15 protein-coding genes are annotated in these 14,535 nt (G+C 62.4%); 7 read left to right on the forward strand and 8 right to left on the reverse strand.

Annotated elements, in window-relative coordinates; all coding sequences use genetic code 11:
* Entirely contained in the window at positions 1-2,052 is a 2,052-nt protein-coding gene (locus tag AUR_RS01400; RefSeq protein ID WP_062096891.1) for a S9 family peptidase, read from the forward strand.
* On the opposite strand, the gene AUR_RS01405 is transcribed toward AUR_RS01400, so the two are convergent.
* Complete coding sequence (locus tag AUR_RS01405) at positions 2,049-2,771, reverse strand: peptide deformylase (RefSeq protein WP_062096892.1); 723 nt, start codon at positions 2,769-2,771, stop codon at positions 2,049-2,051. The two genes, AUR_RS01400 and AUR_RS01405, sit on opposite strands and share 4 nt — an antisense overlap.
* Before the next feature lie 38 nt (positions 2,772-2,809).
* Between AUR_RS01405 and AUR_RS01410 the strand changes: the two genes are divergently transcribed.
* Positions 2,810-3,223, forward strand: coding sequence for a nuclear transport factor 2 family protein (locus tag AUR_RS01410; protein WP_062096893.1), 414 nt, complete (start codon positions 2,810-2,812; stop codon positions 3,221-3,223).
* Between the two features lie 46 nt (positions 3,224-3,269).
* Here the strand turns inward: AUR_RS01410 and AUR_RS01415 are convergent, their stop codons facing one another.
* Genes AUR_RS01415 through AUR_RS01425 form a run of 3 tightly spaced genes read right to left on the reverse strand, consistent with a single transcriptional unit; the run spans position 3,270 to position 6,249 of the window.
* On the reverse strand, positions 3,270-4,409 hold the full coding sequence (locus AUR_RS01415) for an FAD-dependent oxidoreductase (RefSeq protein ID WP_128397027.1): 1,140 nt from the start codon (positions 4,407-4,409) through the stop codon (positions 3,270-3,272).
* Positions 4,406-5,116 (reverse strand): class I SAM-dependent methyltransferase, encoded by a 711-nt coding sequence (locus AUR_RS01420; RefSeq protein ID WP_021470512.1) that lies wholly within the window; start codon positions 5,114-5,116, stop codon positions 4,406-4,408. Before AUR_RS01420 ends, AUR_RS01415 begins: the two co-directional genes overlap by 4 nt.
* The gene (locus AUR_RS01425; protein WP_021470513.1) at positions 5,113-6,249 is read right to left on the reverse strand and encodes a type III polyketide synthase; all 1,137 of its coding nucleotides are present in this window, start codon (positions 6,247-6,249) and stop codon (positions 5,113-5,115) included. Before AUR_RS01425 ends, AUR_RS01420 begins: the two co-directional genes overlap by 4 nt.
* A gap of 215 nt (positions 6,250-6,464) precedes the next feature.
* Here AUR_RS01425 and AUR_RS01430 point away from each other — a divergent pair, with 215 nt between their 5' ends.
* Entirely contained in the window at positions 6,465-8,858 is a 2,394-nt protein-coding gene (locus tag AUR_RS01430) for an ATP-binding cassette domain-containing protein (RefSeq protein ID WP_062096895.1), read from the forward strand.
* Positions 8,859-8,924: 66 nt separating this feature from the next.
* On the opposite strand, the gene AUR_RS01435 is transcribed toward AUR_RS01430, so the two are convergent.
* Positions 8,925-9,902: an aldo/keto reductase gene (locus AUR_RS01435; RefSeq protein ID WP_062096896.1), complete on the reverse strand. Its 978-nt coding sequence runs from the start codon at positions 9,900-9,902 to the stop codon at positions 8,925-8,927.
* Positions 9,903-10,400: 498 nt separating this feature from the next.
* Here AUR_RS01435 and AUR_RS20225 point away from each other — a divergent pair, with 498 nt between their 5' ends.
* Positions 10,401-10,580 carry a hypothetical protein gene (locus AUR_RS20225; RefSeq protein ID WP_144435035.1) on the forward strand — a complete coding sequence of 60 codons (180 nt, stop codon included), beginning with the start codon at positions 10,401-10,403 and terminating at the stop codon, positions 10,578-10,580.
* 72 nt (positions 10,581-10,652) lie between these two features.
* Here the strand turns inward: AUR_RS20225 and AUR_RS01445 are convergent, their stop codons facing one another.
* Positions 10,653-10,976: a primase-like DNA-binding domain-containing protein gene (locus tag AUR_RS01445; protein WP_062096897.1), complete on the reverse strand. Its 324-nt coding sequence runs from the start codon at positions 10,974-10,976 to the stop codon at positions 10,653-10,655.
* A 199-nt stretch (positions 10,977-11,175) separates the two neighbouring features.
* On the opposite strand from AUR_RS01445, the gene AUR_RS01450 reads away from it, so the two are divergent.
* Positions 11,176-12,006, forward strand: a complete 831-nt coding sequence (locus tag AUR_RS01450; RefSeq protein WP_062096898.1) for a hypothetical protein — start codon at positions 11,176-11,178, stop codon at positions 12,004-12,006.
* Positions 12,007-12,013: 7 nt separating this feature from the next.
* Here AUR_RS01450 and AUR_RS01455 read toward each other — a convergent pair whose 3' ends face one another.
* Complete coding sequence (locus AUR_RS01455; protein WP_021470538.1) at positions 12,014-12,439, reverse strand: VOC family protein; 426 nt, start codon at positions 12,437-12,439, stop codon at positions 12,014-12,016.
* A 216-nt stretch (positions 12,440-12,655) separates the two neighbouring features.
* On the opposite strand from AUR_RS01455, the gene AUR_RS01460 reads away from it, so the two are divergent.
* Both AUR_RS01460 and AUR_RS01465 read left to right on the forward strand, forming a co-directional pair.
* Positions 12,656-13,045 (forward strand): DUF3054 domain-containing protein, encoded by a 390-nt coding sequence (locus AUR_RS01460; RefSeq protein ID WP_021470539.1) that lies wholly within the window; start codon positions 12,656-12,658, stop codon positions 13,043-13,045.
* Positions 13,046-13,116: 71 nt separating this feature from the next.
* A complete protein-coding gene (locus tag AUR_RS01465) occupies positions 13,117-13,395 on the forward strand; it encodes an Lrp/AsnC family transcriptional regulator (protein WP_018777675.1) in 279 nt (92 codons plus the stop codon).
* 6 nt (positions 13,396-13,401) lie between these two features.
* Here AUR_RS01465 and trpD read toward each other — a convergent pair whose 3' ends face one another.
* Positions 13,402-14,466 carry an anthranilate phosphoribosyltransferase gene (gene trpD, locus AUR_RS01470; RefSeq protein WP_062096899.1) on the reverse strand — a complete coding sequence of 355 codons (1,065 nt, stop codon included), beginning with the start codon at positions 14,464-14,466 and terminating at the stop codon, positions 13,402-13,404.
* Positions 14,467-14,535 lie beyond the last annotated feature (69 nt).

The following is a 14,535-nucleotide window of genomic DNA, read 5'->3' on the forward strand; positions in this document are numbered from 1 at the left end:
GTGAAACCCGAACAGCTGCCCTTGGTGAACTCCGTCTCCGCCCCTGCGATCCACCCGGACGGGTCAAGGGCCGTGGTGTCAGTCAGCAGGCCCGATTTCGACGGCGACGCCTACGTTGGACAGTTGTGGACGGTTCCGCTGGACACCACAAAACACCCGCGACGCATTACGCGGGGATTCCATGACACGGCACCTGCTTTCTCTCCGGACGGCCTCGTCCTGGCGTTCCTTCGGCGCGAACCGGACGGCAAACCACAGCTCTTCGTCGTGGAGTCGGCCGGCGGTGAACCGCAGCGCATCACCGACGTTCACTCCGGCGTCGAAAGTTTCACCTGGGCGCCGGATTCACACAGGGTGGTTTACACCGCCCGGGTCCCGGAGGCGGGACGCTACGGAACGGTCGACGGCGTCACCTCCGGACGTGAGGATGCGCGGCTTATCCGCGCCAAGCAATACAGGCTCAACGGCATCGGCTACCTTGCCGACCATCGGAAGCACTTGTTCCTGGTGGAAGTGCCGGAACTTGGGGGTGAGCCTGCAGTCCAACCGACAGGGCGCGCTGCCCGTGAGTTGGCGCCGGGAACGTTCACCGGCGTTCCCTATTCCAAGCAGCTCACCTTCGGGGACGCCGATCACGACTCACCGTGCTTTTCGGCGCACGGCGAGTCCATCTATTTCGTCGCGTCATTGCACGAAGGGCGCGACGACGATCTGGTCCGCTCCATTTATCGCCTGAACGCCGCGGGAGGGGAGCCGCAGCCGGTGTTGCCGGCAGACGGCACCAAACGGACTGTCACGGCGATCAAGCCTTCTATGAACGGTCAATGGATCTTCTTCACCGCGCAGGACCTGGGCGAAACCGGCCTGGATTTCGTAGCCCGCAACTCAGTCCTGTACGTCATGCCGACCGACGGGGGAGAGGCACGTGCGCTTACGGACAGTGAACATCTGGATGTTTCCGGTCCGCTGGAGCAGGGAGGCGCAGAGAGCGTCCTGGTCCTGAACACGGCGCTCGGATCCGTCGAACTGCTCAGGGTACCGGCCGACGGCCCCATCGAACCCCTCGTACACGGGGCGAGGGTAGTGCTTGGCGCAACAATGGCCGCCAACGGAGAAATCGCCCTCACCTTCACGGATGCGTCTACCGCTGGAGACGTGGCATCCCTGGAACGGGACGAGTTGCGTCACCTGACAGACTTCTCGGCGGAACTGCGCAACAACTCCCGACTGTCCGAGCCCCTGGAAGTGGAGGCAACCTCGGCTGACGGTTATCCCGTGCAAGGCTGGGTGGTCCTCCCTGACGGGCCGGGACCCCATCCCGTATTGCTGAACATTCACGGCGGACCCTTCGCCCAGTACACAGGCGCATTCTTCGACGAGGCCCAGGTGTATGCGGCCGCGGGTTACGCAGTTGTGATGTGCAACCCACGAGGCTCCGCAGGCTACGGCCAGACGCACGGACGGGCCATCCGCGCGCACCTGGGCAGCTTGGACATGCAGGACGTCCTGGCCTTCGTGGACGCAGCAACGAAGGAATTTCCCGCTTTGGATGCCGAACACCTGGGCATCATGGGCGGATCCTACGGCGGTTACCTCACGGCATGGACCATCGCGCACGACCACCGCTTCAAGGGCGCGATCGTGGAGCGCGGTTTTCTGGACCCAGTGAGCTTCACCGGTTCGGCGGACATCGGTTGGTACTTCAGCCAGGAGTACCTGGGCACCTCAGAAGAACAGTTGATTGCCCAAAGCCCCATGGCGGTGGTCGGGAAGGTGAGAACTCCCGTCATGGTCATCCACAGCGAAAACGACCTCCGCTGCCCGCTGGAGCAGGGCCAGCGGTATTTCGGCAAACTTCAGGCCCAGGGGGTTGATACGGAACTCCTGGTCTTCCCCGGCGAGGACCACGAGCTCTCGCGGTCCGGTACGCCGCACCACCGCAGGCAACGGTTTGACCACATCCTCGCGTGGTGGGCGCGGTACCTTCCTACCCCGAAGAACCGTCCTTCTCCGGCAAGCGACCCGGACCGCCAAGCCGCCTCTGACCGCTAAGACCCTGACCGCTGGGCTGACGGAGCATGGGTTCCGTTGTCCTGGTCCGGCAGGAACCCCAAGGTATGCCTGGCTTCATCGATGCCCGGCTGCGCCCAACGCGCAGAGTGCTCGGCGTTACTGGATAGCGAACGCAACTCTGCCCGATCAAGGTACAACGTTCCGTCCAGATGGTCCGTTTCATGCTGGGCGATCCTGGCCTGCCAGCCGGAGAGCCGTTGTCGGTTCGGCTGCCCTTCCGGTGTCAGGTACGTGAATTCGATCTGCCTGTGCCTGGAGACGACGGCTTGGTACCCGCTGACGGACAAACACCCTTCATAGAAGGAAGCCGTCTCCGTCCCCACGGACCGATAGCGGGGGTTCAGTACAGCAAGGAACTCGAGTGGCTCCCTGTCCCGGGCAGCGGACGACGCCGGGTCGATGGTGTATTGGTCCTCCAGGACAGCCACCCTCAGGGGAATACCGAGTTGCGGCGCAGCAAGGCCAACACCGGGTGCAGCGTGCATGACCTCACGCATCCTGGCAATGAAAGCTCCAAGTTCGGCCGCGTCGAGCTGGCCATCGAAGGGAGCGGCCAGCTGCCGGAGAACGGGGTGGCCGGCCTGGACGATTGGTGGCATGGCCTCAGCGTCCAGAATGCGGCGGACGGCGTCCCTGATCCGGACAGGAGTGAAATCAGTGGCAGGGGCTGTTGCACCGGAATCGGAAAGATGGGTCATGGGTCGAGCTTACGGGCACGTGGGATAGGCTCGTGACGATGAGCAGCGATACCAACCCTTTGGATGTAGTACTGGGCTTCGTGCGGACTGTCGAAGCAGGCGGTGGCTCCGCCGACATCGAGCCGTTTCTCACCGAGGACTTCACCTTGACGGAGTGGCCTCACGCCTTATCCAAGAACGGTTCCACACGAACGCTGCAAGAGACTTTGTCCGGGGCCGACGACAGTAAATCAATTGTCTCCGACCAACACTTCGAGGTTGTGCGCAGCACCACCGAGGGAAACCGCGTGGTGCTGGAAATGAACTGGTCCGCCACGCTACTGCTTGACCTGCCGCACTGGGATGCCGGCGAAAGGATCCGTGCGCGGAGCACCGCAGTGTTCGAACTGCGCGATGGACGCATCGCCAGCCAGGACACCTACGACTGCTACTACACGCAGCCCGAGCAGTAACGGAACGCGGCCGACGAAGGTCAAGCCCGCCCGGCACGGCCTGTCGCTACCGCATGGTGAAGCGGCGCTCCACAAGTTCGGTGACAGGTCCCAGCTGCAAGGCGCGGGCAAAAGCTGCATTTCTGGCAGTCATGACGGCCGGCGGCAGCGGCCTTCCCAAGGCCATGTTCAGTCCGGCTTGGCGCGAGGCCCTTATCGCGGCACGACGCCGATCCTTCTCAACGAGCCGGAGCCTGCCTCCCACATCCTGTCCAGCCATGGACGCGTCCATGAGTGGCACCACAGCGGCTGCATCCAGCCATCCCAGGTTCATCCCCTGGCCTCCGATCGGGCTGATCTCATGCGCCGCGTCGCCCAGAAGGACAATACGGCCATGCACCATGCGGGGAGCCAGGCGCGCCCGCACGTCAAAGGCACTGAGCATGCTGTTGGAACTTTCATCCGGGAACACGCCTGTCCTGGCCCCCACCAGCGTTGCCAGGCCATCCGCCGTCGGAGTGATGGCCGGGGACCCCAGACGCACCACCCATCGGCGGACGCCGCCGGGCAAGGGAAAGGATTCGACGATGCCGTCGGGCTCCAGGTACAGGACTGCTGCGGGGCCGTGTCCCGTATCATCCGCGAAATCGCCCATCAGGTAGCTGTCCGGATAGCCCTTTGAATGAAGGCACGGCAGTAGCCGCTCACGGAAGGACGAGTGGGCACCATCGGCTGCCACCACAAGGCGTGCCCGCATTTCCACGGCGCCTTCCGGCGACTTCGCAACAACGGTGACTCCACCGCCGTCGTCCGTGGCGTCCACGACCCTTGCCCCACGCACGACGGCGGCCGGGTCCAGTGCGGCGACCGCTTCTTCCAAGGTCCGCTCCGTTACGGGCTGCGGAACTGCCAGGATGAAGGGAAAATCGGGATCACTGCGGAAGGGCAGCTCGGCAACCCGTTTGCTCCTGCTGTACGCCAGGCCTCTATCGATCCGGACCCCCGCGGCAACCAGGGATTCCGCAATCCCGGCCCGATCCAGTGCCCGCAAGGCCGGCGGATGGATCCCTATGGCCCGGGAACGGTTGCTCCTACCGACGCGTCGTTCAAGGATCCGCACGGACCGGCCGCGCTGAAGGAGCAGCAAGCCCGTGAACAACCCGACGGGGCCGGCGCCAACCACCACCACATCAGGCCCGGCCGTCACAGTGGTTCATCCCGTCGATACACAAGGAAGTGGTGCCAGGGCCCGTTGCCCTCCACTGTCCACCGGGCCGGCGCTGCGTTCCGCAGTTCCGGGGCTGTGTAGCTCCGGGCGATGGAGATCAGCCCGTCGCCGCAGATAAAGGAGCCCAGGCCCAGAGGCCAGAAGCCGGCGGCGAACAGTGCATAGGAGAGGTTGCTGCGCTTGAGGTCATTGTGCAGGACGATGCCGGAGGACAGCGCTTCGGAATCACGGAGCATGCCGGCCAGTTGCTCCGGATTCAGGTGATGAAGCACGTGGTTGGACAGGACAACGTCGAATGCCAGCCCTTCGGCCACCAGTTCGGAGGTATGGGCACGCCGGTAGCTGACGCCTTTCACGGCAGGGGCCTGGACTGCGAAACCGTATGCCCGTTCGTCCGGGTCTATGCCGGTCACCTGCATTTCAAAGCCGTCCTTCGCTGCCCAACGGGCCAGACTGCGGGCAACATCTCCACCACCGCAGCCCACATCAAGCACCGTGGCCGAACCGCGTGTTTCCAGGATCGGCCGCAGCCGCTCCAAATAAGTCCGGCGCCAGCCCGAGAGCAGGTAGTTCACCACCGGAAACCGGGCATAGCTTCGGTTGAGCCTTTGCAGGTCGCAGTCAGGGCGGTCCATGTCCTCGACGGCGTGGGGGTCCCTTTCCCGCAGCGGCCCCCAAGGGCTCACAGGTCGGGGGAGACCAGCGTAAAGAGCCCCGTCTCCACGGTGAGGCCCGGGCCGAATGCCATGGAGCATATGCGTTCTTCCCGTTCGGCCGCGCGGCGGTTGAGCATGTGCTTGAGCACGAAGAGGACTGTTGCGCTGCTCATATTGCCGTATTCGCGCAAGGTTTCGCGGGCAGGCACGAGCTGCTCGGGAGTCAATTCAAGCTTGGACTCCACCTTGTCCAAAATGCTGCGGCCGCCGGGATGGATGGCCCAGTGCGTGATGTCCCGGTAGGGCTTCTCCGGGAGGCCGGGTTCCTTGGCCAGCAGCGGTTCGAGAGCTCCGGTGATGTGCTCCTCGATGATGTGCGGAACGTAAGTGCCGAGGACCATTTCGAATCCTTCATCACCGATGTTCCAGGCCATGGCTTCTTCGCCTACAGGCGTGAGGACGGTTTCAAAGTGGTCCAGCCGGATGACCGGTTCCGGGCCTTCGGGCTCCCGTGCCGTGACGATCGTTGCCGCCGCTCCGTCTCCGAAGATCGCAGAACCCATGATCGTGTCCGGATCGTTGGAAGTCCTGACATGCAGTGAACAAAGTTCGGCGCAGATGACCAAGACCACCGCTTCCGGGTCCGAGAGGCAGAACTGCCTGGCGGCGCGCAGGGCCGGGAAGGCGGCGTAGCATCCCATGAATCCCAGGTGGTAGCGCTGGACAGAAGGCTGAAGTCCCAGGGCACGGACCACCTTGTAGTCTGGGCCCGGGTTGAAGAACCCGGTGCAGGAAACTGTGATGACGTGGGTGATGTCCTCCAACCCGAGCCCTGGCGCACCGGCGACGGCTGCCTTCCCGGCCTCGATGAACAGCTTGGTCGCTTCGGTCGCAAAGATCTCGTTCCGCACCTTGGTGCTGGGGCTGAGGACACGGTTGCTGGCGGGATCGAAAAACTTCGGATTCTCCGGATGTGCGTCAAGGCTCAGTTCCGCTACGGCGGTGTACCGGGTGTCAATGGCAGCTGAGTCGAAACAGGTGGAGACCAAACGCGACCCGAGCCGCGTGAGGCCCGGTTGAGCTGCGAAAACGTCGCGGGCTTGGGACTGAACGAGGATAGTTGGCGGAACTGCGGTTTCCAGGGACCTCATGTATACCGGCATGCTTCATTCTTAGCGAGGATCGTCGGGAAGACAATGGCGCATCTCCGCCTGCTCCTTCATGGGCAGCTCCACCGCGGCCCATTACTCTGGAACTATCGTTGCCGCTACGGCGCCAACGAACGAGAATCGGACGTAGCCGCCAGGGCCGTCCGGCACGGGGACAGGTGACGCCGACGGGGGACTGTTGGGCAGCGCCGCCTACAGATGGAGAAACCATGAGCATAGCCGCGGGCACGGACACGGAACCGCAAACGCCGCACGTCGCTGACAGCCACGACCTCATCCGGGTGCAAGGTGCGAGGGAAAACAACCTGAAGGACATCAGCCTGGAGATCCCAAAGCGACGCCTGACGGTGTTCACGGGAGTTTCGGGGTCCGGCAAGAGTTCGCTCGTGTTCGGCACTATTGCGGCCGAATCGCAGCGCATGATCAACGAGACCTACAGCGCCTTCGTGCAAGGGTTCATGCCTTCCCTGTCGCGTCCGGACGTGGATGTCTTGGAAGGGCTGACGACGGCGATCATCGTGGACCAGGAGCGGATGGGATCCAATCCCAGGTCCACGGTGGGGACGGCCACCGATGCCAATGCCATGCTTCGAATCCTGTTCAGCCGCCTGGGCGAGCCGCACATCGGATCGCCCAATGCGTACTCGTTCAATGTCCCTACAGTCAAAGCCAGCGGGGCAATCACTGTGGACCGCGGGGAGGGCAAGACCAAAACCGAGAAGGCTACCTTCAACCGTTTGGGCGGCATGTGCTCCCGCTGCGAAGGCATGGGCTCGGTCAGCGACTTCGACCTGACGGCACTCTATGACGCAACAAAGTCGCTCAGCGAAGGCGCCCTCACGGTCCCCGGTTACAGCATGGACGGCTGGTACGGGCGCATCTTCAGCGGAACCGGCTACTTCAATATGGACAAGCCGATCGCCAAGTTCACCAAGAAGGAGCTGCACGACCTCCTATACCGCGAGCCCACCAAAGTGAAGGTTGAGGGCATCAACCTCACATATGAGGGACTCATCCCCAAGATCCAGAAGTCGATGCTGTCCAAGGACGTCGACGCGCTGCAACCCCATGTCCGCGCCTTCGTTGAACGGGCCATTACCTTCACTACCTGCCCCGAATGTGAAGGGACGCGCCTCAGCGCGGAGGCACGTTCGTCCAAGATCCACGGCAAGAGCATTGCCGATGTCTGCAAAATGCAGATCAGCGACCTGGCCCAGTGGATCCGCGGTCTTGAAGAGCCGTCCGTGGCGCCCCTGCTGAAAGGGCTGCAGCATCTGATGGATTCTTTCACCGGGATCGGTCTTGGCTACCTGTCCCTTGACCGGCCAGCCGGCACATTATCCGGGGGAGAAGCCCAACGGACCAAAATGATCAGGCACCTCGGTTCATCATTGACCGATGTCACGTATGTCTTTGACGAACCAACCATTGGGCTGCATCCGCACGATATTGAGCGAATGAATCAGTTGTTGCTCCAGTTGCGGGACAAGGGCAACACGGTCCTGGTGGTTGAGCACAAACCTGAAACCATTGCGATCGCTGACCATGTGGTGGACCTCGGTCCCGGCGCCGGAACCGGCGGAGGCATGGTGTGCTTCGAGGGCGATCTGGCCGGCCTGCGGGGGAGTGACACCATCACGGGGCGTCATCTCGACGACCGCGCGTCCATTAAGGCGGATCTCCGGTCAGCTACCGGCCAGCTCGAGGTCCGGGGGGCATCGACGAATAACCTGCAGAACGTCGACGTCGATATTCCTTTGGGCGTCCTGTGCGTCCTCACGGGCGTTGCAGGCTCCGGCAAGAGTTCACTGATCCATGGTTCGGTGGCCAAGCGTGACGGCGTGATAGTTATCGACCAGGGCGCCATCCGCGGTTCGCGGCGCAGCAACCCCGCAACCTACACAGGGCTGCTGGAACCGATCCGAAAAGCTTTCGCCAAAGCCAATGGCGTGAAACCAGCTTTGTTCAGTTCCAACTCGGAAGGCGCCTGCCCCACCTGCAACGGTGCGGGCGTCATCTACACCGACCTCGGCGTCATGGCGACGGTGGAATCCACGTGCGAAGAGTGCGAAGGCAAACGCTTCCTGGCATCGGTTCTGGAGTTCACTCTGGGCGGCCGCAATATTGCAGAAGTGCTTGCAATGTCCGTCGAGCAGGCGGAGAAGTTTTTCTCCGAAGGCGATGCACGCACGCCTGCTGCGCATAAGATCCTCGGTCGGCTTGCCGACGTCGGGCTCGGTTACCTCACGCTGGGCCAGCCTCTGACAACGCTCTCCGGCGGCGAACGCCAGCGGCTGAAGCTGGCCACCCAGATGGCCGAGAAGGGCGAAATCTACATCCTGGACGAGCCCACCACAGGCCTGCACCTGGCCGACGTCCAGAACCTTCTGGGCATGCTGGACCGGTTGGTGGATTCCGGCAAGTCGGTCATCGTCATCGAGCACCACCAGGCAGTCATGGCTCATGCGGACTGGATCATCGACTTGGGCCCCGGGGCAGGGCACGACGGCGGACGCATAGTTTTCGCCGGCACGCCGGCTGAGCTGGTGTCGGGCAAGGATACGCTGACGGGCAAACACCTCGCAGCTTACGTAGGGGCCTGACAACGGCAGCACCATGGGGTTGCGCCGGGGACCCGAATCAGGATGTTCGGGCCCCCGGGCCGGCCGCTAGAAACCTTCGACGGCGTGAGGCACGTAATTCTCTTCCAGCCTGCGCATTTCGTCATCGCTCAGTTCAAGATCGACTCCGCGAACAGCATCCTCGAGATGGTTCGGCTTGGTGGCACCGATGATGGGGGAGGAGACCCCCGGACGATGCAGGAGCCACGCCAACGCAACCTGGGAGCGGCTCGCCCCACGTTCTTCGGCGATGGCACCTACCTGGTCGGCTATCTTGCGATCCTCCGACTCAAACTGCTGGTAGAGGACCTGGGCAAGCGGATCCGACTTGACGCGTTCGCTGCCAACATCCCAAGGGCGCGCAAGCTTCCCGCGTGCCAGTGGGCTCCACGGAAGCAGTCCAACGCCTTGGTCCACACAGAACGGGTGCAGTTCGCGTTCGTCTTCGCGGGTCAACAAGTTGTACTGGGACTGCATGGAGATGAACTGCGTCCACCCGTTGAGCTTGGCCGTGTACTGGAGCTTGGCAAACTGCCACGCCCACATTGACGAGGCTCCGATATAGCGCGCTTTGCCCGATTTCACTACATCGTGCAAGGCCTCAAGGGTTTCTTCAATTGGCACGGCCGGATCAAACCGGTGAATTTGGTAGAGGTCCACATAATCGGTGCCGAGCCGTCTCAGGCTGGCGTCGATCTGCTCCATGATGTGCCCGCGGGACAGTCCGCCGCCGTTCGGGCCGGGACGCATGGTTCCATGGACCTTGGTGGCAACGACGACTTCCTCGCGTTTGGCGAAGTCTTTCAGTGCCCGACCCAGGATTTCTTCACTGCTGCCAATCGAATAGATGTTGGCCGTGTCGAAGGTCGTGATGCCGAGCTCAAGGGCATTTTTGATGAAGCTGCGGCTTTCTTCTTCCGGCAACGTCCACCCATGGTTGCCACGGTCAGCATCGCCGTAGCTCATGCAGCCGAGGGTCACGGCGGAGACTTCGAGTCCGCTGTTGCCAATCTTCCTGTACTTCAAATGACGTTCACCTCTGGTTGAATGCCGGTTCGTGGGACGTTGGTGGCCGTGCATCCGGCAAGTCCGAGCCTCGCGGTGCGGGACCACGCTGCTCCCATTCAACCCGAGGATCCCTGCAAACCCGGGAACGCAGGCCCGGGTGTTTGCTTTATCCCTCCAACCCCTTCTGCCCACCCTGTTGAAACGCCGATAATCCACATTATGTAAAGTGCAGGATTAAGGATCCCCCACGGACTCCCCTTGACGCCTCGCCGGCACCAGGGTCTTTGACATGCAACCCCGGCACTGGAATAGTGAGCAGTTCGCCCTTGCAGACCGGCGATTCTATAGCTATGGCCGGAGGCCTCTGCAATGAACGACACTTCCATACACGATTTCCTAACGCACAGCACTGTCAAGACTTCGACGGATGACGGCCTGGACCTTACAGCCCTTTACGGCCTGTACGTGAGTTGGAGTCTCACAAACGGACACCAGCCGATGGACAATGGTGCATTCGTGACGGCGCTCAGGCACTACGGCCTGGAGCATGACGACAACCGCGGAAGCGTCCGCTTCTACCCGGGAATCACGATGCTGGATCCTTCCGCCACGCTTGCGACCCCGGAAAATCCACTCAAGATCGACCTCACGACTGGTGATTCCGTCGCGGATAAGCCGGACGCACTACCCGTCTGATAACGAAAAACTGGTGTGGCCCGATCTGAAAAGATCGGGCCACACCTGTTTTTGCTCTTTGTCGCACCTTTGTCAGGCGACGGCGTTCGGAACCTCCAGGAATTCAGGGGCTCCGATGGAACGCATGGGAGCCGAGCCCGAAAGCACGTAGTCACGCGCCGCCGGCCCCACCATCCTCAGGCCAACCAGAACCCAGTTTCCCTCGTATCGGCCCCAGTGCAGATGGTGCCTGCGGAGCATGGACCCGAAGGTCCTCTCAGGTATCTTTTCCAGGTTTTCCAGCCGACACCAACTGATGTATAGGCCGTAAAGGGTATCGAGGTCCAAGCCCTCTTCAGTATCTTCTTCCACAACCAGGCATTCCTGGAGGAAGCGTGCGAAATTGTCAGTGGCCATGATGGCCTCCAATGGGTAAACAAGGCATGTAACGCCGGGCTGCATCGGCGAAGGAGCCTATAGGCCCACGCTACGCATGCAGGACCCTCTCCACAAGGGGTTCGGTTTGCGCTCCCCCGCTGCCTTCCAGGACGTGCGCCGCTCCTACGGGACGGACGGCCATATTTTCCACGCCCGTCGGGACTAAAATTATGCAGTAATGACCCGCGCCCCAGTCCACGTTGTACGGATCGCGATCGCCGCGACCCTCTTGGCTGGCTGCACCCCTGGCGTTGGAATTCAAGACTCCTCCCCCAGCGTGGTTGCCGCGCCGGCGATTTCGGCGGCGGGAACGTCCCCGGAAGCTTCTGCTACTGCAGTTCCCACCGCTTCTCCCCCGCAACCGCCCGCTCCGGAAGCACCGGCACCAGCTCCCCAACCCTTCGTGTTAAACCTCTACGAGGAAGGTGACTTCGTCCCGCAGTACACGTTCGACTGGTGCGTCGCAGCGAGCATCCAAATGGCGTACAACCTTACCCGACCCAACAGTTCGGGCACGTGGGCAGGTCGCGAGCAGCAGAACGAGCTGTGGGACATGGCGCGTGCACGCTCCTCCAACGCCTTCAACGGTGCCAACCCCCTTGGGTGGGCCCAGGTACTGAATGAGGTTGGCGTGGGCCCTTACGAGGTGGTCAGCATCGCCGACTACAACGAGGCACTTCGTACCGCGGCCAACGCCTTGGCAGCAACCGGCCGTCCCGTTGGACTTGTGATGTGGAGCGGACGGCACGCATGGGTCATGAGCGGCTTCCAATCAGTTGGCGACCCCCGAATCCACCCCCGCTTCGAGGTGACCGGAGTTAACGTCCTGGATCCCTTGTATCCCTACGGCAGCGGCCAATGGGGGCCGTCTCCGGCCCCCAATACTCTCCAGAGCCCCGATGAATTGGCCAGGCAGTTCGTAGTACGCGAACCAAGGAGGTGGAGCAGCGCATTGCCAACGGGATACATGCTGGTACTTCCGGTTGCGACCGGAGACGGCGTCCGCTGAACAGCAGTTATTGCTGTTGCGCGCCGGCGATGTTTACCAGCCAGGCGATCCCGAACTTGTCCACGCACATCCCGAAGGTGTCACCCCACGGCGCGCTTTCAAGCGGCATGGTGACCGTACCGCCGTCGACGAGTTTGTCCCAGTAGCCCCGAAGTTCCGCTTCGTCCGCGGAGTCGCCGCTGAGGGAAACCGAAATATTGTTGCCGGGGTTGTACTCCATGCCGTTGGGCGTATCTGACGCCATCAAAGTAAGGCCGTGGGGTGACACCAGCATGGCGTGCATCACCTTGTCTGCTTCCTCTGGATCCTGGCTGGCCTGATAGTCGCCAAACGTGCTGATGTTCAGCTCTCCCCCAAAAACGGACTCATAGAAAGTAATCGCATCGCGGGCATTGTCGCGAAAGGAAAGGTAAGGGTTGAGGCGGGAAGTCATGGGTGAATACTCCTCAGGTTGTGGATGGTGCGCGCGTCACCGTGCGGATATGGTAACAGCGCTACCAACGGCCTGTCCCCTGATTTCCCAGGCGCCGTGGTAAGCCCCTCGGAGCCCGTTGCAGGGCCAAGCCGGTCATCCCCGCGGACAAAGATCCACAGGACTTTCGCTTCGCCGGCTTCGCCCATTGGGCCGTCCCCGGATATTGTCGGAGTCATGCCCTCCCCAAAAAGATCTTGGATTCCGGCTGCCGCCGGCGACTTGCTGCTCATCCTTGCTTTCGCCGCAATCGGACGCGACGCCCACAGCCGTGGGGATATCATCACCGGGGTCTTCTTGACTGCCTGGCCCTTCCTGGTGGGAGCCGCGGCGGGATGGTTGGCCGGGCGCGCATGGCGAAAACCGTTTGCGCTCTGGCCGTCGGGAATTGTCATCTGGGCCGGAGCCCTGCTTGTGGGCATGTTGCTGAGAGCCCTTACCGGGCAAGTGGTGGTGCTGCCGTTCTTCATTGTCGCATTTGCCGCATTGGCCGCCCTGCTGCTCGGATTCCGCCTGGTGGTCGGCATCGCAGTACGCCTCTACGCCCGCGGCCGTCGACCAGCCTGATCGGCCATTTGGCACAGCACATGCACTAGGCTTGTTTGCGTCCGCACTGACGACTTCCGGAAGGGCTTCACGTGATCACCGCCTTTGTCCTGATCAAGACCGACGCTTCACGCATTCCGGAGACAGCCGAACAGATTTCGGCGATCCAAGGCATCAGCGAGGTCTACTCGGTCACAGGAGAATGGGACCTGATCGCAGTCGCACGCGTGAGCAAACACGAGGACCTGGCCGATGTCATTGCCGACCGGTTGTCGAAAGTCCCTTCAGTGGTCCACACCACCACGCACATCGCATTCCGGGCCTACTCCCAGCACGACCTCGACGCCGCGTTTGCCCTGGGGTTCGAATAGCCGGCCCTAGGCCTGATCTTGGCTGAGTGAAGTCCACTTGGAAAGGACTGCCGCAGCTTTGCCGGAATCCACCGATTCGGCTGCGCGCTCGAAGGCTGCCCGCATGCGATCCACCAAAGGGCCCACGGCCCTAAGATCAGCAGCAACCAGCCCTGCTGCAGCGTTCAACAGCACGGCATCCCGGATTGGACCGGTCTTTCCGTTGAGTATCTCCCGCACGACAACGGCGTTGGCAGCAGCGTCTCCGCCCCGCAGGTCGGCCACTGTGGATGCAGCTACGCCAAGATCCGCGGGTGAAAATACTTGTTCATGCACTTCTCCCCCACGGATCTCCCAGACGGTGGAAGGCCCCGTGGGAGTGAGTTCGTCCAGGCCATCGTCACCACGGAACACGAGCCCGCGGCTGCCGCGGCGAGCCAGCACACCCGCCACTAGAGGTGCCATCCTGGCATTTGCGACCCCCACGGCCGAGGCCTGCACATGCGCCGGGTTGGTCATGGGACCCAGGAAATTGAAGGCGGTGGGCACTGCGAGCTCACGGCGGGGCACGGCCGTGTGCCGGAAGGATGGATGAAATACCTGCGCGAAGCAAAACGTGATTCCGGCTTCCTCAGCGTTGCGGGCCACGCGTTCGATCGGGAGGTCCAGACGCACGCCAAGGGCTTCCAGGACATCGGCTGAACCCGACGTCGATGACGCAGCACGGTTACCGTGCTTTACTACCTTCGCGCCCGCCCCGGCAGCAACGAGGGCGGCCATCGTGGAGATATTGACGGTGTTCAGGCGGTCGCCACCCGTACCGACGATGTCCAGCTTCTCCCCCGAAATCTCGATGGGGTTGGCATTGCGGATCATGGCCGCCACAAGCCCGGCCAGTTCTTCCACGGTTTCGCCCTTGGCGCGCAGGGCCACCAGGAAGCCTGCAATCTGCGCTGGCGTCGCATCGCCGGCCATGATCGTGTTCATCGCCCACTCGGTGTTATCCGCAGCCAGGTCGTCGCCGTTGATCAGTGCAGAGATGAGCCCTGGCCAGGTGTTGCTGGCTGCAGGTGCCGATGCCGGAGAAGTCACCCACTGATGCTATCGACCGAGCCACGCCGATGACCAATGTGAACGAGGCCGGGAACTTTTCCGCGCGAT

It is taken from the genome of Paenarthrobacter ureafaciens (assembly GCF_004028095.1).
Classification (GTDB): Bacteria; Actinomycetota; Actinomycetes; order Actinomycetales; family Micrococcaceae; genus Arthrobacter; species Arthrobacter ureafaciens.

Coding starts and splice junctions, on each gene's coding strand:
- AUR_RS01405 (WP_062096892.1), bottom strand. CDS start 2,771: ATGACCCATCTTTCCGATTCCGGTGCAACAGCCCCTGCCACTGATTTC.
- AUR_RS01410 (WP_062096893.1), top strand. CDS start 2,810: ATGAGCAGCGATACCAACCCTTTGGATGTAGTACTGGGCTTCGTGCGG.
- AUR_RS01425 (WP_021470513.1), bottom strand. CDS start 6,249: ATGCCGGTATACATGAGGTCCCTGGAAACCGCAGTTCCGCCAACTATC.
- AUR_RS01430 (WP_062096895.1), top strand. CDS start 6,465: ATGAGCATAGCCGCGGGCACGGACACGGAACCGCAAACGCCGCACGTC.
- AUR_RS01445 (WP_062096897.1), bottom strand. CDS start 10,976: ATGGCCACTGACAATTTCGCACGCTTCCTCCAGGAATGCCTGGTTGTG.
- AUR_RS01450 (WP_062096898.1), top strand. CDS start 11,176: ATGACCCGCGCCCCAGTCCACGTTGTACGGATCGCGATCGCCGCGACC.
- AUR_RS01455 (WP_021470538.1), bottom strand. CDS start 12,439: ATGACTTCCCGCCTCAACCCTTACCTTTCCTTTCGCGACAATGCCCGC.
- AUR_RS01460 (WP_021470539.1), top strand. CDS start 12,656: ATGCCCTCCCCAAAAAGATCTTGGATTCCGGCTGCCGCCGGCGACTTG.